Annotated in this window: 25 protein-coding genes; 12 read left to right on the forward strand and 13 right to left on the reverse strand. The window is 70.2% G+C overall.

All coding sequences use genetic code 11. The features are described from left to right. Window positions 1–23: 23 nt before the first annotated feature. Window positions 24–992 carry an IS481 family transposase gene (locus AC5YDV_RS07920; protein ID WP_496181913.1) on the reverse strand — a complete coding sequence of 323 codons (969 nt, stop codon included), beginning with the start codon at window positions 990–992 and terminating at the stop codon, window positions 24–26. A 225-nt stretch (window positions 993–1,217) separates the two neighbouring features. Between AC5YDV_RS07920 and AC5YDV_RS07925 the strand changes: the two genes are divergently transcribed. The 10 genes from AC5YDV_RS07925 to AC5YDV_RS07970 all read left to right on the forward strand — a co-directional run bounded on the left by AC5YDV_RS07925 (window position 1,218) and on the right by AC5YDV_RS07970 (window position 11,329). Continuing rightward, window positions 1,218–2,105, forward strand: a complete 888-nt coding sequence (locus AC5YDV_RS07925; RefSeq protein WP_496182673.1) for a trypsin-like serine protease — start codon at window positions 1,218–1,220, stop codon at window positions 2,103–2,105. 299 nt (window positions 2,106–2,404) lie between these two features. Then, window positions 2,405–3,628, forward strand: coding sequence for a substrate-binding domain-containing protein (locus AC5YDV_RS07930; protein WP_496182674.1), 1,224 nt, complete (start codon window positions 2,405–2,407; stop codon window positions 3,626–3,628). A gap of 5 nt (window positions 3,629–3,633) precedes the next feature. Next, window positions 3,634–4,398: an ABC transporter ATP-binding protein gene (locus AC5YDV_RS07935; protein ID WP_496182675.1), complete on the forward strand. Its 765-nt coding sequence runs from the start codon at window positions 3,634–3,636 to the stop codon at window positions 4,396–4,398. Then, entirely contained in the window at window positions 4,395–5,150 is a 756-nt protein-coding gene (locus AC5YDV_RS07940) for an ABC transporter ATP-binding protein (RefSeq protein WP_496182676.1), read from the forward strand. The genes AC5YDV_RS07935 and AC5YDV_RS07940 overlap by 4 nt, the downstream gene beginning before the upstream one ends. Next, window positions 5,147–6,022, forward strand: coding sequence for a branched-chain amino acid ABC transporter permease (locus tag AC5YDV_RS07945; RefSeq protein ID WP_496182677.1), 876 nt, complete (start codon window positions 5,147–5,149; stop codon window positions 6,020–6,022). The genes AC5YDV_RS07940 and AC5YDV_RS07945 overlap by 4 nt, the downstream gene beginning before the upstream one ends. Further along, window positions 6,022–7,113: a branched-chain amino acid ABC transporter permease gene (locus tag AC5YDV_RS07950; protein ID WP_496182678.1), complete on the forward strand. Its 1,092-nt coding sequence runs from the start codon at window positions 6,022–6,024 to the stop codon at window positions 7,111–7,113. The genes AC5YDV_RS07945 and AC5YDV_RS07950 overlap by 1 nt, the downstream gene beginning before the upstream one ends. Beyond that, complete coding sequence (locus AC5YDV_RS07955) at window positions 7,110–8,630, forward strand: class I adenylate-forming enzyme family protein (protein WP_496182679.1); 1,521 nt, start codon at window positions 7,110–7,112, stop codon at window positions 8,628–8,630. Before AC5YDV_RS07950 ends, AC5YDV_RS07955 begins: the two co-directional genes overlap by 4 nt. After that, window positions 8,627–9,250: a TetR/AcrR family transcriptional regulator gene (locus AC5YDV_RS07960; protein ID WP_496182680.1), complete on the forward strand. Its 624-nt coding sequence runs from the start codon at window positions 8,627–8,629 to the stop codon at window positions 9,248–9,250. Before AC5YDV_RS07955 ends, AC5YDV_RS07960 begins: the two co-directional genes overlap by 4 nt. Before the next feature lie 2 nt (window positions 9,251–9,252). Then, window positions 9,253–10,125 carry an alpha/beta hydrolase gene (locus tag AC5YDV_RS07965; RefSeq protein WP_496182681.1) on the forward strand — a complete coding sequence of 291 codons (873 nt, stop codon included), beginning with the start codon at window positions 9,253–9,255 and terminating at the stop codon, window positions 10,123–10,125. 10 nt (window positions 10,126–10,135) lie between these two features. Beyond that, a complete protein-coding gene (locus AC5YDV_RS07970; protein ID WP_496182682.1) occupies window positions 10,136–11,329 on the forward strand; it encodes an MFS transporter in 1,194 nt (397 codons plus the stop codon). A gap of 13 nt (window positions 11,330–11,342) precedes the next feature. Here the strand turns inward: AC5YDV_RS07970 and AC5YDV_RS07975 are convergent, their stop codons facing one another. From AC5YDV_RS07975 to AC5YDV_RS07990, 4 genes are read right to left on the reverse strand one after another with little or no spacing between them, the layout of a single operon-like run. Continuing rightward, window positions 11,343–12,167, reverse strand: coding sequence for an ABC transporter ATP-binding protein (locus tag AC5YDV_RS07975; RefSeq protein ID WP_496182683.1), 825 nt, complete (start codon window positions 12,165–12,167; stop codon window positions 11,343–11,345). 1 nt (window position 12,168) lies between these two features. Next, window positions 12,169–13,086, reverse strand: a complete 918-nt coding sequence (locus AC5YDV_RS07980; RefSeq protein ID WP_496182684.1) for an ABC transporter permease — start codon at window positions 13,084–13,086, stop codon at window positions 12,169–12,171. Then, window positions 13,083–13,916 (reverse strand): ABC transporter permease, encoded by an 834-nt coding sequence (locus tag AC5YDV_RS07985; RefSeq protein WP_496182685.1) that lies wholly within the window; start codon window positions 13,914–13,916, stop codon window positions 13,083–13,085. Before AC5YDV_RS07985 ends, AC5YDV_RS07980 begins: the two co-directional genes overlap by 4 nt. A 5-nt stretch (window positions 13,917–13,921) precedes the next feature. Further along, entirely contained in the window at window positions 13,922–14,935 is a 1,014-nt protein-coding gene (locus AC5YDV_RS07990; protein ID WP_496182686.1) for an ABC transporter substrate-binding protein, read from the reverse strand. A gap of 176 nt (window positions 14,936–15,111) precedes the next feature. Here AC5YDV_RS07990 and AC5YDV_RS07995 point away from each other — a divergent pair, with 176 nt between their 5' ends. Together AC5YDV_RS07995 and AC5YDV_RS08000 are read left to right on the forward strand one after the other, a co-directional pair. Further along, entirely contained in the window at window positions 15,112–16,203 is a 1,092-nt protein-coding gene (locus AC5YDV_RS07995; protein ID WP_496182687.1) for an adenosine deaminase, read from the forward strand. Further along, window positions 16,154–16,705: a mycothiol transferase gene (locus tag AC5YDV_RS08000; RefSeq protein ID WP_496182688.1), complete on the forward strand. Its 552-nt coding sequence runs from the start codon at window positions 16,154–16,156 to the stop codon at window positions 16,703–16,705. The genes AC5YDV_RS07995 and AC5YDV_RS08000 overlap by 50 nt, the downstream gene beginning before the upstream one ends. A gap of 4 nt (window positions 16,706–16,709) precedes the next feature. On the opposite strand, the gene trxA is transcribed toward AC5YDV_RS08000, so the two are convergent. From trxA to AC5YDV_RS08040, 8 genes are all read right to left on the reverse strand, one after another. Then, window positions 16,710–17,129 (reverse strand): thioredoxin, encoded by a 420-nt coding sequence (gene trxA, locus AC5YDV_RS08005; RefSeq protein WP_496182689.1) that lies wholly within the window; start codon window positions 17,127–17,129, stop codon window positions 16,710–16,712. A gap of 196 nt (window positions 17,130–17,325) precedes the next feature. After that, on the reverse strand, window positions 17,326–17,925 hold the full coding sequence (locus AC5YDV_RS08010) for a DNA-3-methyladenine glycosylase (protein WP_496182690.1): 600 nt from the start codon (window positions 17,923–17,925) through the stop codon (window positions 17,326–17,328). Next, the gene (locus AC5YDV_RS08015; protein WP_496182691.1) at window positions 17,897–18,181 is read right to left on the reverse strand and encodes a DUF2277 domain-containing protein; all 285 of its coding nucleotides are present in this window, start codon (window positions 18,179–18,181) and stop codon (window positions 17,897–17,899) included. The genes AC5YDV_RS08010 and AC5YDV_RS08015 overlap by 29 nt, the downstream gene beginning before the upstream one ends. A 6-nt stretch (window positions 18,182–18,187) precedes the next feature. Beyond that, a complete protein-coding gene (locus AC5YDV_RS08020; protein WP_496182692.1) occupies window positions 18,188–19,465 on the reverse strand; it encodes a glycoside hydrolase family 1 protein in 1,278 nt (425 codons plus the stop codon). Between the two features lie 8 nt (window positions 19,466–19,473). Further along, a complete protein-coding gene (locus tag AC5YDV_RS08025; protein WP_496182693.1) occupies window positions 19,474–20,745 on the reverse strand; it encodes a saccharopine dehydrogenase family protein in 1,272 nt (423 codons plus the stop codon). Window positions 20,746–20,794: 49 nt separating this feature from the next. Beyond that, window positions 20,795–21,457 carry a dihydrofolate reductase family protein gene (locus AC5YDV_RS08030; RefSeq protein ID WP_496182694.1) on the reverse strand — a complete coding sequence of 221 codons (663 nt, stop codon included), beginning with the start codon at window positions 21,455–21,457 and terminating at the stop codon, window positions 20,795–20,797. A gap of 69 nt (window positions 21,458–21,526) precedes the next feature. Further along, window positions 21,527–22,135 (reverse strand): hypothetical protein, encoded by a 609-nt coding sequence (locus AC5YDV_RS08035; protein ID WP_496182695.1) that lies wholly within the window; start codon window positions 22,133–22,135, stop codon window positions 21,527–21,529. 280 nt (window positions 22,136–22,415) lie between these two features. Then, the gene (locus AC5YDV_RS08040; RefSeq protein WP_496182696.1) at window positions 22,416–24,236 is read right to left on the reverse strand and encodes a DUF2207 domain-containing protein; all 1,821 of its coding nucleotides are present in this window, start codon (window positions 24,234–24,236) and stop codon (window positions 22,416–22,418) included. Between the last annotated feature and the right edge of the window lie 24 nt (window positions 24,237–24,260).

Consider the following 24,260-nt stretch of genomic DNA (forward strand, 5'->3'; position numbering starts at 1 on the left):
CTAGGTGTACTGGGCCACGACGTTCATGACAGGCGGCTGGTCGGGGGTAGTCCTCCGAGTGCGCTGTGGCGTCTTTGAGTGTTGTAGGTCTCCAGCCAGGGGTCAAGGGCGTCGCGGCGGGCCTGGTTGCTGGTGAACACGTGGCGGTAGGCCCACTCGGTGGTCAGGGTGCGGTTGAAGCGTTCGACCTTGCCGTTCTGCCAGGGGCAGTGGGGTTTGATGAACTTCTGCTTCGCGCCAATGGTCTCGACCGCGTCGATGAACGCTCGACCATGTCGGTAGGCGAACGCGTTGTCGGTCATCACTCGCTCGATGCTGGTGATGCCGTGGGTGGCGAAGTAGGCCGCGGCTCGCAGCAGGAAGCCGGCGCAGGTGTCGACGCGTTCATCGTCGTGGATCTCGCTGTAGGCCAGGCGGGAGTGGTCATCGACCATCGAGTGGACGTAGTCGTAGCCGATCTTGGGCCGCTTGTTCTTGGCGACGATGGTGTCGGAGCGTCCGTGGGCCCGCCAGCCGCCACCGTCGGGGATCTTGCCCAGCTTCTTGACATCCACGTGCACCAGTTCGCCGGGACGTTCGCGTTCGTAGCGGACCGCGGTCTGCTTCGAGGTGCGGATCACCTGGCCGGTCATCGGGTCCAGGCAGGTCAGGGGCGGCATGCCCCGTCGGTGCAGGATCCGGGTCACGGTCCGCGGCGCGAGCCCGAGTTCGGCCGCGATCCAGTCAGGGCCGCGTCGGTGCTCCTGACGGGCGGCCACCACCAGGTCCTCCACCGTGGCTGGTGTCGCGGTCGGGCACGCGTGAGGACGGCTGGACCGGTCATGCAGACCGGCCTCGCCCTCGGCGTCCCAGCGTGCCAGCCAGCGGTGAGCACACTGACGTGAAATCCCCATCGCCTTCGCTGCATGGGCGACCGGCCAGTGCTGGTATCGGACCCGATCGACCAGCAGCTTGCGGCCATGAAAGTTGAGGCGGGCGTTACGGTGGGACACGAGGACCTCCGGGTGTGAGATGTGACCTTCGACAAGCCACACCCCACCCGGGGGTCCTCCCTCACGTCAATACCGACGCGCTGTCACCAACCTCTTGGCTCGGTACACCTAGGTGGGAACGGCGGGGTGGTCCGCGGCTGAACGTGGTCCCGAACCATTGCCCGGGACCGCCCGGCGCGCTTAGTGTCGTCCCACCGCAAGCCAGAGCCGAATCAGGAGGATCCGATGCGAAGACTGCTGCTCGCCCTGCTCGCCACCGTGGCGCTGCTGGGCACGTCCGTGGCGCCGGCGCACGCCATCACCGGCAACTACGTGGATGACAACGAACACCCCTATGTGGGCCTGATCGCCTTCTATGACGAAGAGGGCGAGTTCCTGCACCGCTGCTCAGGCTCCCTCCTCTCCCCGAGCGTCCTGCTGACCGCGGGACACTGCACCGACGGAGCCGACACGGCCAGGGTGTGGTTCCAGCAGGACGCCGGCGCCAACTACGACCCCGAGACCCAACTCGACCCGGTCTCCGGGTACCCGGACACCTGCGCCGGCGACACCCTGGGCACCCTGTGCGCCACCTCCGACGAGCTGTACAACCTCGGCTTCGACGACTTCGCGGGCTTCCCGAACACGGGCGACCTGGGGCTCGTCATCCTCGACCAGGCGATCGCGATGCCGGAGTACGGCCAACTGGCTGACGCCGGGACCCTCGATCCCCTGGCCACGCGGCGTGGGCGCCAGGACCTCACCATCACCGCCAGCGGGTACGGGTTGTCCTACAGCAGCCCGGTGAAGGTCGAGTCCTTCCGGAGCCGACTGATGGCGCTGGGCACCGTGACGAACCTCGTGAGCAACAACAACGGCGGGTTCAACGTCCAGACCATCGGCAACGGCAAGGGCCGAGGCGGCACGTGCTCGGGTGACTCGGGTGGCCCGATCTTCCTCGGCGGGTACGAGTCCAACCTCATCGTGGGCGTCACGTCCTTCGGCCTCAACGCCTACTGCCGTGGGGTCGACTTCGCGTATCGCACGGACACCCAGGCCGCCCTGGACTGGATCCTCGAGACCGTGGCGGATTCGTCCGCCGATGGTGAACTGGGGCTCATCCAGATCGTCTGAGACCGACCCGACCCTTCACTGCCCGACCCTTCACCGCCCGACCCTTCACCACCTCGCTCCCCGAACATGCCCCTGCTGAGGGATTGAACCACCAGCGACGGCACGTTCGGGGAGCGAGGTGCGTCCGGGCCCCCGTCCAGCCCCCTCAGCGCGCCCGGACAGGGAGGTGCAGATCCCCCCACGGATGCGACCCCATACATAACGAGTCGGTCACGGCACTTGACCGGCCCCCCGTCGAGAACCACCATGGGCGATACCTGAATCAGTATTCAGCTTTGAACCGTCGCGAAGGGATCCCCATGCGGACAACGAAGTTCCTCGTCGCCGGCGCCGCCGCGCTGGCCCTGACGCTCAGCGCGTGCGCCCCCAACGCCGCCGCGCCGGGCAACGCCCCCGCCCCCGGCGCGAGCGGGTCAGCCGGGAGCGCCGCCAACACCACCCCGGTGAAGGTCGACATCATCTACTCCAAGACCGGACCTCTGGCCGCCTACGGCGAGACGTTCTACCAGGGCTTCCAGGCCGGCCTCGACTACGCCACCGACGGCACGGGTGCCGTCGACGGCCGCAAGCTCGAGATCACCTACACCGACGATGCCGGCAACGCAGACAAGGCCGTCGCCGCGGCCAAGGACGCCATCGGCAACGGCACCAAGATCATCGGCGGCACCGTCGTCTCCGGCGTGGCCCTGAAGCTCGCCGAGCAGGCCGAGCAGAACAAGGTCCTGTACATCTCCGGCCCCGCCGCGACCGACGCGCTCACCGGCCTGAACAAGTACACGTTCCGCTCCGGCCGCCAGTCGCTGCAGGACGTCGCGACCGCCGCCGACGGCATCCCGAACGGCGCGAAGGTGACCGTCTTCGCCCAGAACAACGCGTTCGGCCAGGGCAACGTCGCGGCCGTCAAGGCCGTCCTCGGCGCGAAGGGCGCCACCGTGAGCGAGGTGCTCGTCCCCGAGGACGTCACCGAGTTCACCCCGTTCGCCCGCCAGCTCGTCGACGCCAAGCCCGACCTGGTCTTCGTGGCCTGGGCCGGCGCGACGTCGGGCGCCATGTGGCAGGCCGTCGCCCAACAGGGCGTCCTGGACTCCACCACGGTGTCCACCGGCCTCGGCGACCGGGCCACCTACGGTGCGTACGGTGCGGCGTCCGACAAGATCACCTTCCTCAACCACTACTTCCCGGGCGCCTCGGGCAACGACGTCGAGAAGAAGATGATCGAGGGCGTCGAGAAGGCCGGCGGCAAGGCCGACCTCTTCACCCCGGACGGCTTCGTCGCCGCGCAGATGATCGTCCGCGCGGTCGAGGAGGGCGGCGGTGACGACGTCGACGAGATGATCAAGGCGCTCGAGGGTTGGTCGTTCGACGGCCCCAAGGGCAAGACCGAGGTCCGCGCGTCCGACCACGCCCTGCTGCAGGAGATGTACCAGGTGAAGCTCGTCAAGGACGGCGAGTCGTGGAAGCCGGAACTCATCAACAAGGTCGACGCCGCCACCGTGGCGCCGCCCGAGAAGAAGATCGGCTGACAGCAGTGACCGACGCGACGACTGCGGTGCCGGCCATCGAGGCCCGGGGCCTCGGCTGGCAGGTGGGTGGGGCGCGCATCGTGAAGGACGTCTCCTTCACGGTGTCCCCCGGCGAGATGGTGGGCGTGATCGGGCCGAACGGTGCGGGCAAGACCTCACTGTTCAACCTGATCTCGGGCATCAACCCCGCCACCACCGGACAGGTGCTCCTGAATGGAACGGACGTGACCCATGCCTCCATCGCGGCGCGTGCCCGCGCCGGGCTGGGGCGCACGTTCCAGACCTCCAGCCTGTTCCCGCAGCTGTCCGTCCACGAGAACGTCCGGTTGGCCGCCCAGTCCCGGATGGGCGGCAACCTCTCCATCCTTCGCTTCCCCCGCCGCACGGACGCGGCGTCCCTCGAGGCGGACGAGCACCTGGACCGCGTCGGCCTCGACGGCCGGGGGGCCCACGCCGGCGACCTCTCCCACGGCGACAAGCGCAAGCTCGAGATCGCGGTGCTGCTCGCGCAGGACCCGTCGGTCATCCTGCTGGACGAGCCCATGGCCGGCGTCGCCCACGCCGACGTCCCCGGCCTCACCGAGGTCATCCGCGACCTCAACACCACCGGCAAGACTGTGATGATCGTCGAGCACCACCTCGAGGTGGTCCTCGGACTGGTCTCGCGCGTCGCCGTCATGCACCAGGGCGAACTGCTCGCCATCGACACCCCGGAGACGATCATGGCCAACCCGACCGTCCAGTCGGCCTACCTGGGCGACGTGGCATGAGCGCCACACCGGACGCCGCGGGCGCACCCCTGCTGTCGGTCAGGAACCTGCGCGCCACGGTCGCCGGACAGCAGGTCGTCGAGTCGGTCACGTTCGACGTGCCCGCGACCGGCGTCACCGCCGTGCTGGGCCGCAACGGCGTGGGCAAGTCGTCCACGCTGAAGGGCATCCTGGGCCTCTACGACCGCACCGGCGAGGTGACCTTCGACGGCCGGCGGATCGAGCACGAGCCCACGCACAAGGTCGTGCAGGCGGGCATCGGCTACGTGCCCGAGGACCGTGAGGTCTTCACGATGCTCACCGTGCAGGAGAACCTGGAGCTGGCCGTCCGTCAGCCCAACCCCCGGTGGGAGTTCGTCCACGCCCTGTTCCCCGAGCTCGTCAAGCGCGCGAAGCAGCGCGCCGGCACGCTGTCGGGCGGCCAGCAGCAGATGGTCTCCCTCGCCCGCGCGCTCATCAACGACAATCGCCTGCTGATGGTCGACGAGCCCACCAAGGGGCTGGCGCCCAAGATCGTGAATGAGGTCGGCGAGGCCCTGGCCGAGGCGTCGGCGTCCGCGCCGATCCTGCTGGTGGAGCAGAACCTGAAGGTCATCAAGCGCTTGGCCGACCGCGTCGTCGTGATTGACGCCGGCCGGGTCGTCCACACCGGCCCGGCGGCGGAACTCCTCGACGACCCCGATCGCATCCAGCGCCTCCTCGGCGTCTCGACGCAGGCCCATGACCACGACCGACCGGGGGGACACGCGTGAGCACCTTCGTCCTGCTCCTCATCACCGGCCTCGGCCTCGGCGCGCTGTACTTCCTCGTCGCGTCCGGGTTGAGCCTGATCTACGGACTGATGGGCGTCCTCAACTTCGCCCACGGCAGCTTCCTGACCCTGTCGGCCTTCGCCGGCTTCGAGGTCGGACGCCGCGTCGGCATCTCCACCTGGGGCGGCCTGTTCGCCTCGCTCGCGGTCGGCGCGATCGTGGGCGCCGTCTTCGCCGCGCTGACCGAGCTGTTGCTCATCCGCCCGCTGTACAAGCGGCACATCGAACAGGTGCTGGTCACCGTCGGCCTCTCGCTGGCGACGGTCGCCCTGTTCGAGGGCATCTGGGGACCGGACCCGATCTACCTCGAGGCGGGCGGCTGGATGCGTGAGACCACGATGGTCGTCGGCGCGCCGATCCCGAACGACCGCTTCGTCTCGATCCTGGCCGCGCTGCTGGTGCTCGGCGGCCTGGTCCTGTTCCTGAACAAGACGCGCTACGGCCTCATCATCCGTGCCGGCGTGGAGAACCGGGCGATGGTCACCGCGCTGGGCATCGACGTCCGCAAGGCGTTCACGGTCGTGTTCACCATCGGCGGCGTCGCGGCCGGCATCGGCGGCGTCCTGGCCTCCCACTACTACGGCTACGTCTCCCCCCTGATCGGCGGCAGCCTGCTGATCTTCGCGTTCATCGTCACCGTCATCGGCGGCATGGGCTCCCTGACCGGCGCCGCGATCGCGTCCGTGCTGGTCGCCGTGCTGCAGCAGTTCGCCAACTTCTACCTCGGCGTCGGAGACCTCGTCGTGGTCCTGCTGCTCGCCGTGGTGCTCCTCGTCCGCCCGCAGGGCCTGCTCGGAAAGGCGGCCCGGTGATGGCCTCGACGCTCGCCCGCCCTGAGTCCTTCCTCGGCGCCCACCGCGGTTACCTCATCGGCGGCGCCGTCCTGGTGCTGCTGGTGTTCCTGCCGCTGCTCAACATCCCGGGTCTGGGCATCCTGCCCGGCCCGACCTACACCGCCGGCTCCATGCACCTCATGGCGTTCACCATGCTGATGGTCGCGCTGGCGCTCACGTACCACCTGCTGTTCGGCGTCGCCGGCCTGCTCAGCTTCGGGCACGCCCTGTACTTCGCCGTCGGCGTGTACGGCCTCGCGCTCGTGCTGCGGCACACCGACCTGCCGCTCATCCCGGCCGCGCTGCTGGTCATCGTGATCGGGATCGTCGTCGCGAACGTCCTGGGCGCCATCAGCCTCCGCGTCTCCGGCATCAGCTTCGCGATGGTGACCATGGCGTTCGCCCAGGCGGCCAACGTGCTGGTGCGCCGCAACCCGGGCAACCTGACCGGCGGCGACGAGGGCCTGACCCTGCGCACCACCAACGTGCCGGACTTCCTCGTCGGCGTGGTCAACACGCGCAACCTGTACTGGGTCGCCCTGGTCGTCCTGATCGTGGTCTACCTCATCACCGTCTGGGTCGAGAACTCCCGCCTGGGCCACTCGGTGGCCGCCGTCCGCGAGAACGAGACGCGCATCAAGGTGCTGGGCGGACGGCCCTACCTCGTCAAGCTGATCGCGTTCGCCGTCGCCGGCACGCTGGCCACCTTCGTGGGCATCGTGTTCCTGCTCCTGCAGTCCGGCGCCAGCCACACCGCGAGCGGCGTCGACTTCACGCTCAGCCTGCTCGTCATGGTCGTCCTGGGCGGCGTCGGCAAGCGCTGGGGCGCCATCCTGGGCGCCGTCGTCTACACCCTGCTGGACCAGCGCCTGGCCGCGCTGGCCAACTCGCCGGCCATCGCCGGCCTGCCGCCGCTGTTACGCATCCCGCTGAGCGAGCCGATGTTCCTCCTCGGTACGCTGTTCATCTTGGTGGTCCTGTTCCTGCCCGGCGGGCTCACCAGTGCCGTGGAGCGCCTCACCCGGCGCCGGACGGTCCGCCCTCGCCGGGTGATCGAGGACATCACATGAGCAACTCCGGCGACCTCACCCTCGGCCGGTGGGTCACCGACCGCGCCAGGCTGACGCCCGACAAGGTGGCCCTCGACGACCGCGGGGTCTCCCTCACCTACGCGATGCTCGCCCTGCGCATCGACCGCTTCACGGCCGCCCTGCGCCGGGCCGGCCACGCGCCGGGCGACCGGGTCGCCACCCTGACCGGCAACAGCGCCGACCAGGTGGCACTCTTCTTCGCCTGCGCCGAACTGGGAATGGCCTTGGTGCCCCTGTCGTGGCGGCTGACCCCGCACGAGCTCGCCGAGCAACTGCGCATCGCGGATCCGGTGCTCGTGGTCAGTGAGCCCGAGCACGGCCAGACCATGGCCTCGGCGCTGGCCAGGCTGACCGATCCCGCCCCGCACGTCGACTTCGCCGACTTCGACGCCGCGCTCCCCCTCCGGGACCACCGCACCCCCGCCCAGCCGGCCCGCAGGGCGTCCGACGGCGACCCGCTGCTCATCCTGTTCACAGCGGGGAGCACGGGGCGTCCCAAGGCGGTCGTGCTCACCCAGGGCAACTGCCACTGGACGAACCTCACGTTCGGACGGGCCGTCCCCCTCACCTCCGACGACGTGGTGCTGACCGTGCTGCCGCAGTTCCACGCGGGGGGCTGGAACATCCAGCTGCTGCTGGCCCTGTGGGTCGGCGCGACGGTCGTGCTCGAGCGCACGTTCGACCCGCGGCGGGCCCTGCACCTCATCGAGCACCGGCGCGTCACGACCATGATGGGCGTCCCCACGCACTACCTGATGATGGCCGAACAGCGCCGGTTCGCGGACGCCGACCTCTCCTCGCTGCGGCTGCTCGTCGTCGGCGGAGCCCCGATGCCGCTGCCGCTGCTGCGCACGTGGCACGCCCGCGGCGTCCGACTCACGCAGGGGTACGGATTGACCGAGGCCGGCCCCAACGTCCTGTGCCTGCCCGCGGAGCTCGCCGTCGAGAAGGCCGGCAGCGCGGGTGTCCCGTACCCGCACGTGACGTGCGCGATCGCCGATCCCGTGACGGGCGTCATCCTCGAGGGCGAGGCCACCGGCGAGCTGCTCGTGCGCGGCCCCAGCGTGTTCGCGGGTTACCTCGGTGACCCGGACGCCACCGCCCACGCCCTGCGCGGCGGCTGGCTCCACACCGGCGACCTCGTCCGACGGGACGCCGAGGGCTTCCACTGGGTGCTGGACCGCATCGACGACATCTACATCACCGGGGGCGAGAACGTCTCACCGGTCGAGGTCGAGCAGGTCCTGCTTCGCCACCCGGGCGTGGCCCGTGCCGCCGTCGTCGGCGTGCGGGACGCCCGTCGCGGTGAGGTCGGTGCGGCGTTCGTCGTCCGGCGCGGCGGCGTGGCCGTCGACGAGCAGGCCCTGCTCGAGCACTGCCGGACCCACCTGGCGGCGTACAAGGTGCCCGCGCGCGTCCACTTCACCGAGACGCTCCCCGAGGCCAGCCTCGAGAAGGTCAGTCGATCCGTCCTGCGCGAGGAGGCCCTCCGATGAGTTCCGCACCACGCACCGCCCGCGGGCAGCGCACCCGGGAGAAGATCCTGGACTCCGCGCTCAAGGAGTTCGGCAAGGTCGGCTACCACGACGCCTCGATCGTGCGCATCACCGAGGGCGCCGGCGTCGCCATGGGCACCTTCTACCTCTACTTCGACGGCAAGCTGGCCGTGTTCAACGAGCTCGTCGAGGACCTCAACCGGCGCATGCGGCACCGGATGACCCAGGCGATCGCGGACTCCCCTGACCGGCTGGCAGCCGAGCGGGCCGGCTTCCGGGCGTTCTTCGAGTTCACCACGGAGGTGCCGCAGCTGTACCGGATCATCCGGCAGGCCGAGTTCGTCTCCCCCCAGGCCATGCACCTCCACTACGGGCGCATCGTCGAGGGGTACCGCAAGGCGTTGGCCGCGGCGTCCGAAGCGGGCGAGATCGCCCCGCTCGACCCCGAGGTGACCGCCTGGGCCCTGATGGGCATCGGCGAGATCATCGGCATGCGCTGGATCCTGTGGCAGGAGGGCCCGGACGGCGCCCCACCGATCCCCGAGGACGTCTTCGAGCACACCCTCGACCTCATCACCCGCGCCCTCCGTCCGGACGCCGCCCCACAAGAGAAGGAGTGACCATGTTCCGCGAGTTCGAGTCCGCCCAGGGCCTCCACGTCGGCCTCTGGGAGCCCGACGACGTCACCGCGACCATCCTCGCGGTGCATGGCATCACGTCCTCCCACAAGGCGTGGGCCCCGCTGGCCCGGGAACTCCCCGACGTCCGCATCATCGCCCCCGACCTGCGCGGACGCGGCGGGTCCCGTGGACTCACCGGCCCCTACGGCATGTCCCGGCACGCCGACGACCTGGCCGCGCTCCTCGCGGAACTGGGCGTCGAGCGCTGCGTCGCCGTCGGCCACTCGATGGGCGGCTACGCGGTGCTGACGCTCGCCCACCAGCACCCCGGGCTCGTGTCGGCCCTCGTGCTCGTCGACGGGGGGCTGCCGCTCAAGGGCGACCCGAGCCTCGACCCGGAGGAGTCGCTCCGGCGCACGCTCGGTCCTGCCGTTGACCGGTTGTCCCGGACCTTCGCCTCCGCCGAGGAGTACCGCGACTTCTGGCGCGCACACCCCGCCTTCGCCGACTGGACGCCCGACGTCCAGGCCTACGTCGACTACGACCTCGTGTCGGACGACGGCGCCCTGCACCCGGCCACCTCCTACGAGGCCATGGCGGCCGACTCCCGTGACCTCGTCACGCCCGGCAACGCCGCCATCCTCGCGTTGAAGAACCTCGCCGTCGACGCGACCTTCCTGCGCGCGGAGCGCGGCATGGCCGACGAACCCGGCGGGCTGTTCCCGGCCGGGTGGGTCGCCGAGCAGGTGGCGCGCCAGCCGCGCGTCCACGTCGTCGAGGTACCCGGCGTGAACCACTACTCGATCACCTTGTCCGAGCGCGGCGCCGCCGCCGTCGCGGACGCCGTGCGGCAGGCGCTCCCGGCCGCCCCGTAGGCTGCGCCCCATGCACAGCGGCGTGGCGACGGGGTCGGGACGGTCGACCCACCTGGTGTGGTTGGTCGTGGGGCTCGTCCTCGTCGGAATGGTGATGCGCTCGCCGCTCTCCAGCGTGGGGCCGATCCTGCCGGGCATCAGCGAGGACCTGGGCCTGACCCCGACGGTCGCCGGGCTGTCGGGCACCATCCCGCTGGTCGGGTTCTCGCTGCTGGCCCTGCTCACCCCGTTCCTGGTGGCGCGCTTCGGACCGGAGCGCACCCTGGGCGGCGCGCTGGTCGTGTTGACGGCGGCGATCCTCATCCGCTCGGCCGGGACGACCGCGGCCTTCTTCGGCGGGACGGCGCTGGCGGCCACGGGCATCGCCGTCGCGAACGTGGTGCTGCCCTCCGTCGTGCGGGAACGCTTCCCCGACCGGGTGCCCACCCTCTCGTCGATGAACGTCGTCGTGATGAACCTGGGCGCCGCGGTGGCGTCCGCCCTCGCGCTACCGCTGGCCCGCGACACCTGGCTGGGTTGGACGGGCGCGCTGGCCATCTGGGCCATCCCGTCCCTGGTGGCGCTCGTCGGCTGGACCCTGGCCGCGCGGGCCGTCCTCGCCGACGACCACGGGACGAGCCGCGTCCGCACCCCACCCACCGGCATGGGCCGCGTCGCACGGCGTCCGGTGACGTGGTTGCTCGCGGTGATGTTCGGGGCCCAGTCGGCCGGCTTCTACACGCTCCTGACGTGGTTGGCCACGATCCTGCGGGACCACGGCGTCGACCCGGCCACCGCCGGCCTGCTGGTCGGCCTGCTCAGCGCCCTGGGCATCATCGGGGCCCTCGGCGTCGGGCCGCTCCTGCAGCGGGGCCACCTGCGCGGGACCTTCGTGACGGCCATCGGCCTCTACACCACAGCGCTCCTGCTGCTGGGCGTCAACGCGCCCGCCGCGATCGCGGGCACCCTGCTCGCCGGGGTCGTCCAAGGGGCGTGCTTCTCGATCGTGCTCACCCTGATCAGCCACCGCGACGACCCGGCCGACGTGCCCGCCACCTCGGCGCTGGTGCAGGGCGCGGGCTACGTCATCGCCGGGACCGCACCCTTCGCCGCGGGCGCCCTCTACGACCTCACGGGCTCCTGGTCGCCGCCGGTCGTCTGCGTGGCCTCGCTGATGGCCCTCTCGGGTGTGCTCGGATCCATCGTGACGCGCCGGTCGGCCTGACTCCTGGGTCGGCTCAGACCTGGGCCTCGTCGGGGCGGTAGCCCCGCTTGGCGGCCTGGACCAACTCGTGGATGTGGGTACGCAGGCGGGCGAACTCGGGATCGGAGCGGGTGGTGATCTGGTCACGCTCGTCGGGGAGGGTGATCTTGACGTCCTCCATGATCACGGTCGGACGCCCCGACAGCACGAGCACCCGCTGGGCCAGGTAGATCGACTCCTCGATGTCGTGGGTGACGAACAACAGGGTCACCCCGTACTTGTGCCACAGGTTCCGGACCAGGTCCTCCAGGTCGGCACGCGTCTGCGCATCGACCGCGGCGAACGGTTCGTCCATCAACAGCAGGTGCGGCTCGTACGCGACCGCCCGGGCGATCGCCACGCGCTGCTGCATTCCGCCCGAGAGCTGCCAAGGGAACTTGTTGGGGCTGTCGGACAGGCCCACCGCGTCGATCGCCTCGTCGACCAGCTTGGTGCGCTCCGCCTTGGGCAGGCCCTTCTCCTTCAGCGGCAACTCGATGTTGCCCCGGACCGTCAGCCACGGGAACAACGAGCGCGCGTACTCCTGGAACACGACCGCCATGCCCTTGGGCGGGCCGTTCACGGCCTGCCCCTCCAGCGACACGGTGCCCGACGTCGGCGGCAACAGGCCCGCGATGGAGCGCAGCAGGGTCGTCTTGCCCGCACCCGACGGGCCGACGATGCAGACGAGCTCGCCGGCCTTCACGTCGAAGGTCAGGTTCCGGATCGCCTCCGTCCCCCCACCGGCACCCGCGTACACCTTGTGCAGGTCCTTGACGACCAGCAGGTCCGAACCGGTCGCGATACGCGCATCCGCCATGTCAGTTACCTCCTCGAGTTGCGCGCCGCAGGCCGACGTACCAAGCCAGGACGCGGTGCTCCACCAAGCGGAACACCAGGGACAGGGCCACACCCAACAGGCCCAGGACGATGATGCCGGTCCACATCTCCGGGATCGCGAACGACCGCTGGAACTGGACGATGGAGAAACCCAGGCCATTGTTGGCCGCGAACATCTCCGAAATGACCATCAAGATGATGCCCACCGACAACGACTGCCGAGCACCGGCCGCGATCTGCGGCGACGCACCCCGCAACAACACCAACACCCGCGTGCCGGGTCGCAGCCGGTACACCCGCGAGGTGTCCAACAACAACGAATCGAAACCACGCACACCCTCGACGGTGTTCAACAGGATCGGCCACAGGCAACCCAGGGCGATCACGATGATCTTCATCGTGTCGAAGATCCCGAAGAACAACATCAACACCGGCACCAACACCGGAGCCGGGATGGCCCGGAAGAACTCCAGCACCGGCTCGAACAACAGGCGCAGGCGACGGTTCGACCCGATCAGCATGCCCAACCCGATGCCGACCACCAGCGCCAGCAGGTAACCGGCCACCAGGCGGATCACGCTGGGGACCAGGTCACTCACCAGGCGGCCCTCGCCCCACGTCTCCGGGAAGGAACCCACGATGGTGGCCAACGACGGGAAGAACGGGCTCTTGCTGCCCGCCGACCAGAACCACCACCCGACGATCAGGATCACCGGCAACGCCACCGCCATCACCACCGAACGCAGGACCGGACGGCCCTTCCGGGTGTGCGCGGCAGCACCCTCGATCTCCGCGCCCACCGAGCCCGGCGCCACCGGCGGTGCGCCGATCCCACCCTGGCCCTGGTCCTTGACGATGCGCCCACCCTGGGTGACGACACGCCCACTCAGGTCGCTCATGACACCCCCTCCTTCCGGATCGACGGGTGCCAGAACAACGCCTTCGACTCGATGAAACGAGCCACCACGTTCACCAGCACACCCAGGATGCCCGCGACCACGATCAACGCATACATCAACGGCACCGCACCCGAGGACTGCGCCACCGCGATCTGCTGACCCAACCCCGGCGTCCCGATGATCAACTCACCGGTCAACGTCAGGATCAACGCCACCGTCGCGGCCAGGCGGAACCCCGTCACCACGTACGGCAACGCCGTCGGCCACACCACCCAATAACCCTGCGACAGGAACCGGAAGTGGTACGAACGCGCGGTGTCCCGAGCGATCGGATCCACATCCGCCACCCCGTACAACACCTGCACCAGCACCTGCCAGAACGCCGCGTAGGTCACCAGCACCAGCGTCGAGGGACGCTGCGTCCCCAACACCAGCACCACCAGCGGGATCAACGCCACCGACGGAATCGGCCGCAGGAACTCGATCGTCGAGCTCGTGAACTCACGCACCGCCTGGAACGACCCGATGAACATGCCCAGGCCCACACCCAACACCATCGCGATCGTCAAGCCCAGGAACCACGTGATCAACGTGTTGCCCAACGCCGCCCAGAACGTCGACTCACCCAACACCCCGAACAACGCCCCGAAGATCGTCGAGGCCGGGGGCAGGAAGCGGGCATCCACCAGACCCAGCCGTGGCACCAGCTCCACCAGCAACGTCACCAACAACACCCCGGCCACCCCGAGGATCGGCGCCTCCAGGGCTCGGCGACGACGAGCGCGGGACTCCGCGGCAACAGCCGCGGCGTCCCGCTCCGAGAGCGTCATCGAGGTCACCCGAGGAGGCCCTTGGTGTCGACCGGCTTGTCGGTCATGCCGTACTTGAGGCCCTCGTCGGCCAGCTTCTGGAGGGCGGCCTGATCGATGGAGGTCGGCCACTTCGGCAGGACGACGGCCTTCTGGACCTCCGGGTCGAGCTTGGTGTAGGTCGACAGGAAGGCGCGCACCTCGTCGGGGTTCGCCGTGGCGTACTCGTTGGACTGCTTCAGGGCCTCGTCGAAGGCCTTGACCACGTTCGCGTTGGTGGACGCGTACTCCTTCGTCGTGAAGAAGCCACCGATCTGCAGGTTCTCGTCGAAGCCGGCGAGGTTGTAGTCGATGACCTTGCCGCCCTGGCCCTTGATGATCGAGGTGTAGGGCTCGACCGTCCACGCGGCGTCCACGTTGCCGCCGGCGAGCTGGCCGGCCATGTCGGGGAAGCCCATCTCGACGAACTTGATGTTCTGGGGGTCGCCGCCATCCTTCTCCACGCCGTAGCGGACGAGGACCTCACCGATGTTCTTGAGGGTGTTGACCGCGACGGTCTTGCCCGCGAGGTCCTTGGCGGAGGCGATCGGGGAGTCGCCCTTGACGACGACGCCGCCGAAGTCCTCCGACGTGTCACCGGTGGTGGCCACGCCGGCCGCCACGAGCTGGATCGGCAGGTTGCGCGACTGGGCGACGATCAGGCTCGACAGGTTGGAGAAGCCGATCTGGTTGGACCCCGACATCACGGCCGGGACGATGGCGGCGCCACCCTGGGCGTCCTGCACGGTGATCTCGAGCCCCTTCTCCTTGAAGAAGCCCTTGCTCACGCCGAGGCGGAAGGGAGCGGTGTCGACGATCGGGATGACGCCGACGGTGAGCTTGGTGGTCTGGGCCGGGGCCGCGCCCGTGCTCCCGGGAGCGGCCGTGTTGGCGGGTGCACCGGTCCCGCCACTGCACGCGGCGAGCACGACAGCGGTGATGCCGGCGAGGACGGCGAGGGCGCCTCGGTGGCGGCGGGGCTTCGATGCCGTGTTCTCCATGCGTACGGACCTTTCACGAGTGCGGCGACTGCTGGGAGGGCCTGCGGTGCCCCTCACGACGAGCAGCCAGTTGAAGTTGTCAACGATTGATAGAATCCATTACTCAGCGATCCCCTGTCAATGGGCAGCCCCCCTTGAAGGACGGCCGTTGCTCCATTGTGACCTAGCATCGACGCATGCATTCGGCAGTGGCTGCGAAGGACAACCTCGCGGCGCTGCCCAAGGCCCACCTGCACCTGCACTTCACGGGTTCCCTGTCCGTTCCCTCCCTGCAGTCGCTGGCGGACGCACGCGGCATCGAGCTCCCCGACCAGCTCGTGGACTCGGTCGCCCTCGACGTGCCGGCCGACAAGCGCGGCTGGTTCCGGTTCCAGCGCCTCTACGACATCGCCCGCGCCGCCGTGACCGGCGAGGACGCGCTGCGCACCGTCGTGTCGTCCGCCGCCGCCGAGGACGCCGCCGAGGGGTCCCGGAGGCTCGAGCTCCAGGTCGACCCCACCTCGTACGCGCCGTCGGTGGGCGGTCTGCAGCCGGCGCTGGAGATCATCCTCGACGAGGCCCGGATCGCCTCCGCCGCGACCGGCGTCCAGGTGGGGATCGTCGTCGCGGCGTCCCGCACGCGGCACCCGTTCGACGCGCGGACGCTCGCCCGGCTGGCGGCCCGCCATGCGGGGCAGGGCCCCGGTGAGGTGTGCGCGTTCGGGCTGAACAACAACGAGTGGGAGGGCGACACCTCCGAGTGGGACGGCGCCTTCCGCATCGCGCGCCGCGCCGGCCTGCCGGGAGTGCCCCACGGCGGAGAGCTCCGTGGCCCCGAGCACCTCGCCGAGGTCGTCGAACACCTCGCGCCGACCCGGCTCGGCCACGGCGTCCGCGCCGTCGAGGACCCGGACCTGCTCGCGCGGCTGGTCGACGCCGGGATCGTCTTCGAGGTGTGTCCGGCGTCCAACGTGCACCTGGGCGTCTACCCGACGCCGGCCGACGTCCCCCTGACCACCCTGCTGGACGCCGGCGCCCGGGTCGCGCTGGGTGCGGACGACCCGCTCCTGTTCCTGTCGCGGCTCGTCGACCAGTACCGGACGGCTCGCGACGTCCACGGGCTGACGGACCCCGCGCTGGCCGAGCTGGCCAAGGCGTCCATCAACGCCTCGTTCGCATCCGAGACCGACAAGGCACGATGGGTGTCCGAGGTGGACGACTGGCTCGTACCCTTGGGCCATGACAACCCCCACCGACCCCCCGTGGGAACCGCCCCTGGCGGGAACTGAGGCCGAACACCTCCTCGGCGCGCTGGACCGCCAGCGCTGGACCTTCCGTTGGAAGGCTGACGGGCTGGACGCCGCGGGCCTCGGCTTCCGTCTGGCCTCGTCCGACCTCACCTTGGGCGGGCTGCTCAAGCACCTCGCCGCGTGCGAAACCGTGAAGGCCACCTGGGATCTCGACGGCTCGCAGCCGTGGGAGCCGTTCGCGCGCCAGGACGCCCACGAGTGGGCCCTCGTGTCCGCGGGCGACGACTCCCCCGAGCAGTTGTACGCGCTGTACGACGACATGGTCGAGCGGTCCCGGGCGCGCGTGGCCGAGGCGTTGGCGTCCGGTGGCCTGGACCAGCCGGTCGCCATGGGCGATCGCTGGGGAGTGCGGGTGACCCTGCGTCGCAGCCTCTACGACCTGCTCGAGGAGTACGCGCGCCACACCGGCCACGCGGACCTGCTGCGTGAGGCGGTCGATGGACGCGTTGGGGAGGACCCGCCCGCCGAGTGGCGCCCCTGAGGGTTCAGCGCAACGCGGCGTCGATGCGCTGGCGGTAGGCCTGGGGCGACTGGGCCCCGAGCAGCGTGTCGACGGTCGTGCCGTCCTTCAGCAGGACGACCAGCGGGATGCTCTGCACCCCGAACCGGGCCGACACGGCCGGGTTGTCGTCGACGTTGACCTTGACCACCTTGACGCGCCCGGCGTACTCGGCGGAGATCTTCTCCAGCACCGGCGCGATCATCCGGCACGGTCCGCACCAGGGGGCCCACAGGTCGAGGACGACGAGCAGGTTCGTGTCCACCACCGCGTCGAAGTCCGAGTCCAGCGCCCCGACGAGCCACGGCAGCGCCTGCTTGCACGACGCACACCGCGGGAGTCCCTTCGCGACCGCCGGCACCCTGTTCTTCGTGCCGCACGCGGCACACGAGACCACCTTCGCCATGGGTCAGTCTAGGCGCCCCGGCCGGGGCCCCGCGCCGATCCGCAGTGGTTCCCGCAGGGGTTCCCGCAGAGCCCGTGATGGTCAGCGTCCACTCGGCGCAGGGGTGACGCGCCGGGCACGCTGAGCCGGCCGACCCCGGGTCCGGCGAGTGGACGATCACCATCACGCGGCGAGCCGGCCGACGTCGGGCAGCGGCTCAGGCCGAACCGCCCCCGCGGGCGTTGGGGTGGGGCTTGTAGACGGAGACCGACGTCGAGGAGGCGTCCCAGAAGCGCCACGGCCACTCCCAGGCGCGGGAGACGTTGACGCGGGGGCCGGAGGCGACCTCGTCGGGTGCCCGTCCGGGCCCCAATGCGAGGCCGTCGGTGCCGAAGACCGTCCCGTCGTCGGCCCGCGTGACACCCAGCGCGCGGCACAGGTTCCCGGGACCGCGGGCCAACCACGTGTCACGCACCCCCGGACGCCGTGCGCGCGCGACCTCCAGCCCGTCCACGACCTCTGCCGCCCGGACGAGGACCGCCGAGGCCACGCCCTCGGGTCCGCAGACGATGTTCAGGCAGGCGTGGCCGTGCATGGTGTAGACGTAGATGCGTCCGCCCGCCTCGAACATGGACGCGTTGCGCGCGGTCGACCCCTGCCAGGCGTGGGACGCCGGGTCGTCGGCCCCTTCGTACGCCTCGACCTCGACGATGCGGACGGCCACCTCGCCCACGCGGAGTACGCAACCGAGCAGGTCGGGCGCGATGCCGAGCGAGCGGCGGGACAGGTCAGGCAGCACCGAAGCGGGCCTCGCCACGGGCACGGGCCTTGGCGCGCTCGGCCTCCCGGTCCTTGGGCGGGGCCGTTGTCGACAGCGAGAAGATCAGCTTCTGGGTGGCCACCTCGACCTCGGCGACGGCGGCGTCGAAGGCGGCCTGGTTGGCGATCGACGGCTTGTTCATGCCGCTGATCTTGCGGATGTACTGCAGCGCTGCCTCATGCACCTCGTCGGGGTAGGCGGGCGGCTCGAAGTTGAACAGCGGGCGGATGTTGCGGCACATGTCGTCCACCATGCCACCTCACCCCAGCCGTGGATACTCCTGCCCCGCGACGAACTCCTCGTGGACGGCAGGTGTGACTCCCCCGTCGCGGATCACCGCGGCCAGGAACCTGCCCGACTTCCGCACCGTCCGCTCCTGCGTCTCGTAGTCGAGCGCGACGATGCCGAACCGCGGCCCCTCGCCCTCGCGCCACTCCCAGTTGTCGACGAAGCACCAGTGGTAATAGCGCTCGAACGGAAGCCCGCTCGACGCCATGGCTCGCAGGTGCTCGAAGATGAACCGGCTGCGGAAGGCGTCGGCAGCGTCCGCCGTCCCGTTCTCCGTCAGCCAGATGGGCGCCGGGTACCGCTCGTGCAGGTCGCGTGCCACCTCGACGAGCCCCTGCGGGTACACCTCCCAGCCCAAGTCGTTGACCGGCGCGCCGGGGAAGGTGCCGTCCGCCGGGCCCGTCACCGCGCTGCGCGCGTAGTAGTTGATGCCGAGGTAGTCGAAGTACCGCCCGGGCGTGATGTCGCCGGGGGCTCGTCCGAGCAGGCGGGTGAAGCGCCCGCCGAGCAGGGCGTCGGCGAGCAGGTCCTGGAAGAGGGCGCGATCCAGGGCTGACGCCGCACGGTGCCGGGGGTTGCGCGGGTTGAGCGGCGCGAAGACCCGGACGTGGTGCGCGAACCCCACGTTGGCGTCCGGCTGCTTGGAGTGGATGAGGCGGTACGCCCGGCAGTGGGCGATCGCCAGGTGTCGCAGCGTCAGCCGGAGTGCCCGCCAGTCGCGGGTCGCGGGCGGCGCCGCGCCGAACAGGTACGCCTGCGTCGCGTACACGTTCGGCTCGTTGATGGTGACCCAGTCGGTGACGAGGTCGCCCAGGGCGTCCACGACGACGTCGACGAGGCGCAGGAACCGGTCCACGGAGTGCGGGTTGGTGAACGCCCCGAGTCCTTGGAACCACGACGGGTGGCTGAAGTGGTGCAGCGTCACCAGCGGGGCCATCCCCGCCGCACGGACGGCGGCGACCTCCTCGCGGTACCGGTCGAGGGCCGCTCGGTCGACCTCGCCCGGCCGGGGCTCGATGCGCGACCACTCGACCGAGAGGCGGTAGGTCTGCAGGCCGAGGGACGCCATCAGGTCGGTGTCGGAGCGCCACCGGTTCCAGTGGTCGGTGGCCCGCAGGGGGGTCGACCCGTCCGCGATGGTGCCGGGGAGCTGGGACCAGTCGTACCAGTTGTTGTTGCGGTCACCGCCCTCGACCTGGAGTGAGGCGGTGGCAGTGCCGATCAGGAGGTCCCGTGTGGAGAACAACACGCTCGATCCTACGGACTTCCGGACTCAGTCCGATACAGGTGGGTTGACCTGTCGATGCGAGCGACGTCGAAGGTCAACCCGTGGGTCCGCAGGCGGCTTGCCAGCACGCTCCCCATGGCGGTGGCGGGGGTGAGGACGCCGGTGCGCGGTGGGAGACGGGCTTGGTCGAGGGCCAGGCACAGGGCGCTCTGGCCCAGCATGATCGCGGTGGCGCCGTACCCCGGGTCCTGGCCGGCGGCCACTGTGCCGCGGTAGCGGGCTCCGGTGCTGGTGCTGGCGGTGATCTCCATCCGGAAGTGTCCGGCGGCACGCTGTTCCGCGGTTGGCCCCTCCCCGGGCTTGGGCAGGATCAGGTCCAGCACGGCTCTGGTCGGTGCCCAGGCCAGCCCGCCAGCAGCGCCGGCCAGGGCCACCGCCGTCGCGACGGCCCGGACCAGCGCCCGGGGGCCTGCGCCGAAGTCGACCACTTCCCGGTACCGGACTCCCCGTCCGTAGGCCCACTCGGACAGCGCGTTCGACAGGCGGACCACGCGGGTGTTGTAGCCGGCCATGACGAACGGGCCCAGCCAATGGCCGGACTCATCCCGCTCGATGGGGACCAGCACCTTGCGGCCGGGGGGTGCGGCCGGCTCTTGGCCGGGACGTGGGCTCAGCGCAAAGGGGTCCGCCAACAACCTGCGGAGGGCTGGATCCGCCCGGGCCCTGATCACCTGCTGGCGGGCCGAATCGATGGTTCCGCCCGAAAGGCCGCCCCTCATCCCGACCACCCGCAGCGTGGTCTCCTCCAGGGTCCCCTGCCCGTCGAGCGCTGCGCGCTCAGCCACCGACAGCACCCCGAGGTCCGAGGGGATCGAATCGAAGCCGCATGAGTGGACGATCCGCGCCCCCGACCGGCGGGCGATCGGGTCGACCTCGTCCAAGGTCCATCGCACGAACCCCAACTCTCCGGTCAGGTCCGCGTAGTGCGTGCCCTCCTCGGCCGCGGCCCTGACGACTTGGCGACCGTCGCGGTCGTACGGCCCCACCGTGGTGGCCAGCACCTTCGTTCGGGAAGCCAATCCGCGCAGGCCCGCGCTGTCAGTCGCGTCGACCGTGATCAGGTCCCAGGCATGGGCGGGCCCGGGCAGCTGACTGCGCAACGCCTCCAACCTGGCCCGGGACCGGCCCGCCAGCGCCACCCGGACCTCGGGACCCGCCGCCACCGCCAGGTGACCGGCCACCAACGAGCCGACGAACCCGCTCGCCCCCAACAACACGACATCGAACTCCCGGCCGCCCATCACGACATCTTGCACCGCGGCGCCCAGATCGTGGAGGCCCAGGACAGGCTCACTGAAGGTGACGCTGCCCCGTCATGGCGTCGCCCGCCTTGCGGGTGAACGTCAGGTGCGTGACACCGCTGGGGGAGGAAACCGCCTCCACGTCGTACTGGTTCTCGAGTCCCTCGAGTCCGTCCCACAGTCGGACGCCGCGGCCGAGAAGCAGGGGTACCTGAACCACGTGCATGTGGTCGACGAGGCCGGCGGCCAGGAAAGCGTTGACCACGGTCGCGCCACCGCCGATTCGAACATCCCTCCCCTCGGCTGCGGCGCGCGCGGTCGCGAGTGCCTCGACAGGCGATTGGGCGATGAAGTGGAACGTGGTGCCGCCCGCCATCTCCTGGGACGGTCGGGGGCGGTGCGTGAGCACGAAGGTGGGGGTGTGGAACGGCGGGTTGCTGCCCCACCAGCCCATCCAGGCGGCATCGTCCTGCCAGCCCGGGGGTCCGAACTTGTTGGCCCCCATGATCTCGGCACCGATGCCCGGGGTGTGCCGCTCGGCGAACGCGTTGTCGACACCGGCGCGGCCGCTGGGGTCCCAGAAACGGGTGGCGAACATCCATTCGTGGAGGCGTTCACCGGCGTGCCCGAACGGCGCGTCGAGGGACTGTGGTTCCCCGGTGGCGAACCCGTCGAGTGAAATCGAGAAGTTGTGGATGCGGGTGGCGGACATGCGCCACTGTAACTCCGGGGCCCGAGCGCGGCACGCTCCCGGCACGACGAACGGGGGATGCGCCCGGGGTCAGGAAGCCCGCTCAGATCCGACGAAAACACGTCCCATGGCGAAGATCCCGCGCTGCGGAATCCAGAAATCGCCGAGGTGCGCCTGTTCGCCCAGCGGCGCGGGACGCCCCGCGTCCTGCCCGTTGATCGTCGCCGCCGCATCGACCACCCGCCAGATGCGTTGCGGGTTCGCGTCGAACGGGAGGCCATTCGACGTCAGCCCCGTCATGCTCACCTTCCCGACACCCAACGTCGACGAGGCGACGGCTCCCATCGCCCTCAGCATCGTTGCAGACCGCCAAGCGCCCAGAGGCAACACCCCGCCAACGCCACTCATCACTCGGGTCATGGGGGAACTGTCGAGTGTCAGCGACCAGTCCAGGAGTCCCGGTGAGGTCACGCGCAGGGCGTACGGTGCCTCCCACGTGACATCGATGTCGACGACGACGGACTCCTGCACACCGTGACCGAACCAGCGCGAACACGCGAAGGTGGGTTGGGCGGACTCGTAGAAGTGCCAGATGCCGTCGGGGTCCCGATGCCAGATGGAGGTGAACTGCTCGCCGACCGAGGACGCCGTCCAGCGACGCAGCCCGAGCACGTGCCCGGATGCGAACGGCTGTCCCATGACGCCATAGCCCGAGACACGTTCCTCCGTGCCGGGCGGGAGCCGAGGATGCTCTTCCGCCTCAAGTGCCCAATCACGTGGGGACCTCATCGCTCCAATGTAACCCCGGGCCCGGTGAAATCGTTCCACCGTTCCTGCGGAGATCCCCGCGCGCAGCGCCGCGGCGCTCGTGCCCCGTGGAGGAACGTCAGGGTGCTTGGTTCGGGACGAAGCCCGCTGCAGTGAGAGCGGCGGCCATCGTTCTGTGGCCTGGGCCATTGAGGTCATCCGCCCGGGAACGTCACCAGCCCCCGCCGCCACCTCCACCGAAGCCGCCGCCGCCGGAGAAGCCCGATCCGCCGGACGAGCCCGCGGTCGCGGCCTGCTGCGAGGCCATCGCCTGCTGCATCGAGGAACTCAGCTCATGGGTGAGGTTGTTCATGGCCGCGGAGAAGTAGGCGCCCTGGTAGAGGCTGTGGCCCACGTACCAGTCGGTCGGGGTGTAGCGCCCCTCGGCGGCCAACTGCTCGAACAACTTGGACCAGCGCTCGGCCACGCCGAAGATCGTCGCCCAGGGCAGGTAGCGGGAGAACACGTCGATGCCCTCCTCGAACTTGATCTGGTCGGCCTCGGCGGTGCGGAGGTACAGCTCGAAGCCCTTGGCCTGGGCCAGGACCGCGGAGCCCTCAGCGGTACGGCGTCCGGCCTTGAACGCCAGTGGGGCCAACACGAGGCCGGCGATCACCGGGGCGAGGCCGACCAACCCGAGGCCGAACGCGAAGCCCAGCACGGCCCCGATCGCGATGCCCGCGAGGATCAGGAGGACGGCGCCGACGAGGGCGAGCCCCTGGGCGACCTGCGGGCTGCCCTTGAACCAGTGGAGCTCCTTGACCACGCGGTCCATCAGGCGCGTGCGGGCTCCGGGCAGCAGCTGGTGGTAGCGCTTGTCCTTCAGATCCTTGGTGGAGACCGTGTTGCCGCTCTTGAAGAGCGTGTCGACGATGTGCTTCTCGGCACGGGTCAAGGGGTCGTGCGTCGCCCGCCGCTGGAAGCGCCAGTGCTTGCCGTCCTCCACGATCTGGTAGTGGCCGCGTGCGGCCAGGTCGAGGATCGTGGCGGTCACGTCGACGTTGTCGGCGCGCGTGTCGAGCAGGACGCCAACCTCACCGACGGCTGCCCCCTTGGGCGGCGTGAACTGGACGGTCACGGGAGCCTTCTGGTTGGTCAACGCGACCCGGGCCTCCTCGCCCGGCGCCGGTCGGACACCCGGGGTCAGGCCCAGGTACACCTCGTCGCGGGACCACCGACGCGCCTTGAGCACGACCACCCCGATGCCCAGGATGGTCAGCGCAGCCGTGAGCCCCACGCTGAGCGGATTCACCGGAACCACGTTGCCGACGTGGTAGCGCTTGGTGAAGCGCGGCTCGGCGCCGACGAACGTGCCGGCCGGGAAGCCGGCGACGATTTGGACGCCCTCCCCCGGTCGCAGGTCTGCTGCCGAGAACTGGGCGACGGCGCCGTCGGAGGTGGCCTCGCAGGGCTGGTCGTAGGCGCTGCCGGAGAAGCAGGCGACCCGCGTGACCCCGACGGGGCCGGTGATCCGCGCGGTCACCTGGTCGATGGGCACCACCCAGCCGGTGCCGATGACGTTCCAGTTGAACTCGTCCAGGCCGCTCGTCGCGTGCCGGGGCGCGATCAGGCCCCGCGCGGTGTAGTTGACGACGTAGGTCTGGGTGTCGCGCACCTCGGTGTTCTCACGTCCGATCCGGACGATCAGGTTCCCGTCCTCCCTGGACACCTGGGTGTCAGCGGGCGCACCCGAGGGACTGGACACCTCGCCGATCGTCATGTCGACCATCCGCCAGACGTCCGGGTCGCCCTCGACGCGCTGCTGCAGCGGGTAGTACAGGATGGGCCCGTGGCCGGCGGTGCCACCGAAGTGGAAGTCGAACTCGATGCGGACCTGGTTCGTCCCGTCGGCCGCGGCCGCGACCTGCACGTCGTAACGGGTGATCCGCCATTCGCGGGGGGTGTCGTCCTCGGCGTGGGCCACCGGCACGAGGCCAAGCGACAAGGCCAGGGTGGCGATGAGGACGGAGACGATTCGGCAGAGCCGACGCATGGAAGCTCCTAGTTTCGGGGTCAC

This window comes from Propioniciclava sp. LT432 (assembly GCF_059515965.1).

What these genes read in the sequence shown, in the direction of transcription:
- trxA (WP_496182689.1), bottom strand. Translation starts at nt 17,129, where the DNA reads ATGGCGAAGGTGGTCTCGTGTGCCGCGTGCGGCACGAAGAACAGGGTG.
- AC5YDV_RS08025 (WP_496182693.1), bottom strand. Translation starts at nt 20,745, where the DNA reads ATGGGCGGCCGGGAGTTCGATGTCGTGTTGTTGGGGGCGAGCGGGTTC.
- AC5YDV_RS07965 (WP_496182681.1), top strand. Translation starts at nt 9,253, where the DNA reads ATGTTCCGCGAGTTCGAGTCCGCCCAGGGCCTCCACGTCGGCCTCTGG.
- AC5YDV_RS07970 (WP_496182682.1), top strand. Translation starts at nt 10,136, where the DNA reads ATGCACAGCGGCGTGGCGACGGGGTCGGGACGGTCGACCCACCTGGTG.
- AC5YDV_RS08040 (WP_496182696.1), bottom strand. Translation starts at nt 24,236, where the DNA reads ATGCGTCGGCTCTGCCGAATCGTCTCCGTCCTCATCGCCACCCTGGCC.
- AC5YDV_RS07995 (WP_496182687.1), top strand. Translation starts at nt 15,112, where the DNA reads ATGCATTCGGCAGTGGCTGCGAAGGACAACCTCGCGGCGCTGCCCAAG.
- AC5YDV_RS07990 (WP_496182686.1), bottom strand. Translation starts at nt 14,935, where the DNA reads ATGGAGAACACGGCATCGAAGCCCCGCCGCCACCGAGGCGCCCTCGCC.
- AC5YDV_RS07930 (WP_496182674.1), top strand. Translation starts at nt 2,405, where the DNA reads ATGCGGACAACGAAGTTCCTCGTCGCCGGCGCCGCCGCGCTGGCCCTG.
- AC5YDV_RS08000 (WP_496182688.1), top strand. Translation starts at nt 16,154, where the DNA reads ATGACAACCCCCACCGACCCCCCGTGGGAACCGCCCCTGGCGGGAACT.
- AC5YDV_RS07985 (WP_496182685.1), bottom strand. Translation starts at nt 13,916, where the DNA reads ATGACGCTCTCGGAGCGGGACGCCGCGGCTGTTGCCGCGGAGTCCCGC.
- AC5YDV_RS07940 (WP_496182676.1), top strand. Translation starts at nt 4,395, where the DNA reads ATGAGCGCCACACCGGACGCCGCGGGCGCACCCCTGCTGTCGGTCAGG.
- AC5YDV_RS08030 (WP_496182694.1), bottom strand. Translation starts at nt 21,457, where the DNA reads ATGTCCGCCACCCGCATCCACAACTTCTCGATTTCACTCGACGGGTTC.
- AC5YDV_RS07960 (WP_496182680.1), top strand. Translation starts at nt 8,627, where the DNA reads ATGAGTTCCGCACCACGCACCGCCCGCGGGCAGCGCACCCGGGAGAAG.
- AC5YDV_RS07975 (WP_496182683.1), bottom strand. Translation starts at nt 12,167, where the DNA reads ATGGCGGATGCGCGTATCGCGACCGGTTCGGACCTGCTGGTCGTCAAG.
- AC5YDV_RS08015 (WP_496182691.1), bottom strand. Translation starts at nt 18,181, where the DNA reads ATGGTGGACGACATGTGCCGCAACATCCGCCCGCTGTTCAACTTCGAG.
- AC5YDV_RS07955 (WP_496182679.1), top strand. Translation starts at nt 7,110, where the DNA reads ATGAGCAACTCCGGCGACCTCACCCTCGGCCGGTGGGTCACCGACCGC.
- AC5YDV_RS08035 (WP_496182695.1), bottom strand. Translation starts at nt 22,135, where the DNA reads ATGGGACAGCCGTTCGCATCCGGGCACGTGCTCGGGCTGCGTCGCTGG.
- AC5YDV_RS07925 (WP_496182673.1), top strand. Translation starts at nt 1,218, where the DNA reads ATGCGAAGACTGCTGCTCGCCCTGCTCGCCACCGTGGCGCTGCTGGGC.
- AC5YDV_RS07980 (WP_496182684.1), bottom strand. Translation starts at nt 13,086, where the DNA reads ATGAGCGACCTGAGTGGGCGTGTCGTCACCCAGGGTGGGCGCATCGTC.
- AC5YDV_RS07950 (WP_496182678.1), top strand. Translation starts at nt 6,022, where the DNA reads ATGGCCTCGACGCTCGCCCGCCCTGAGTCCTTCCTCGGCGCCCACCGC.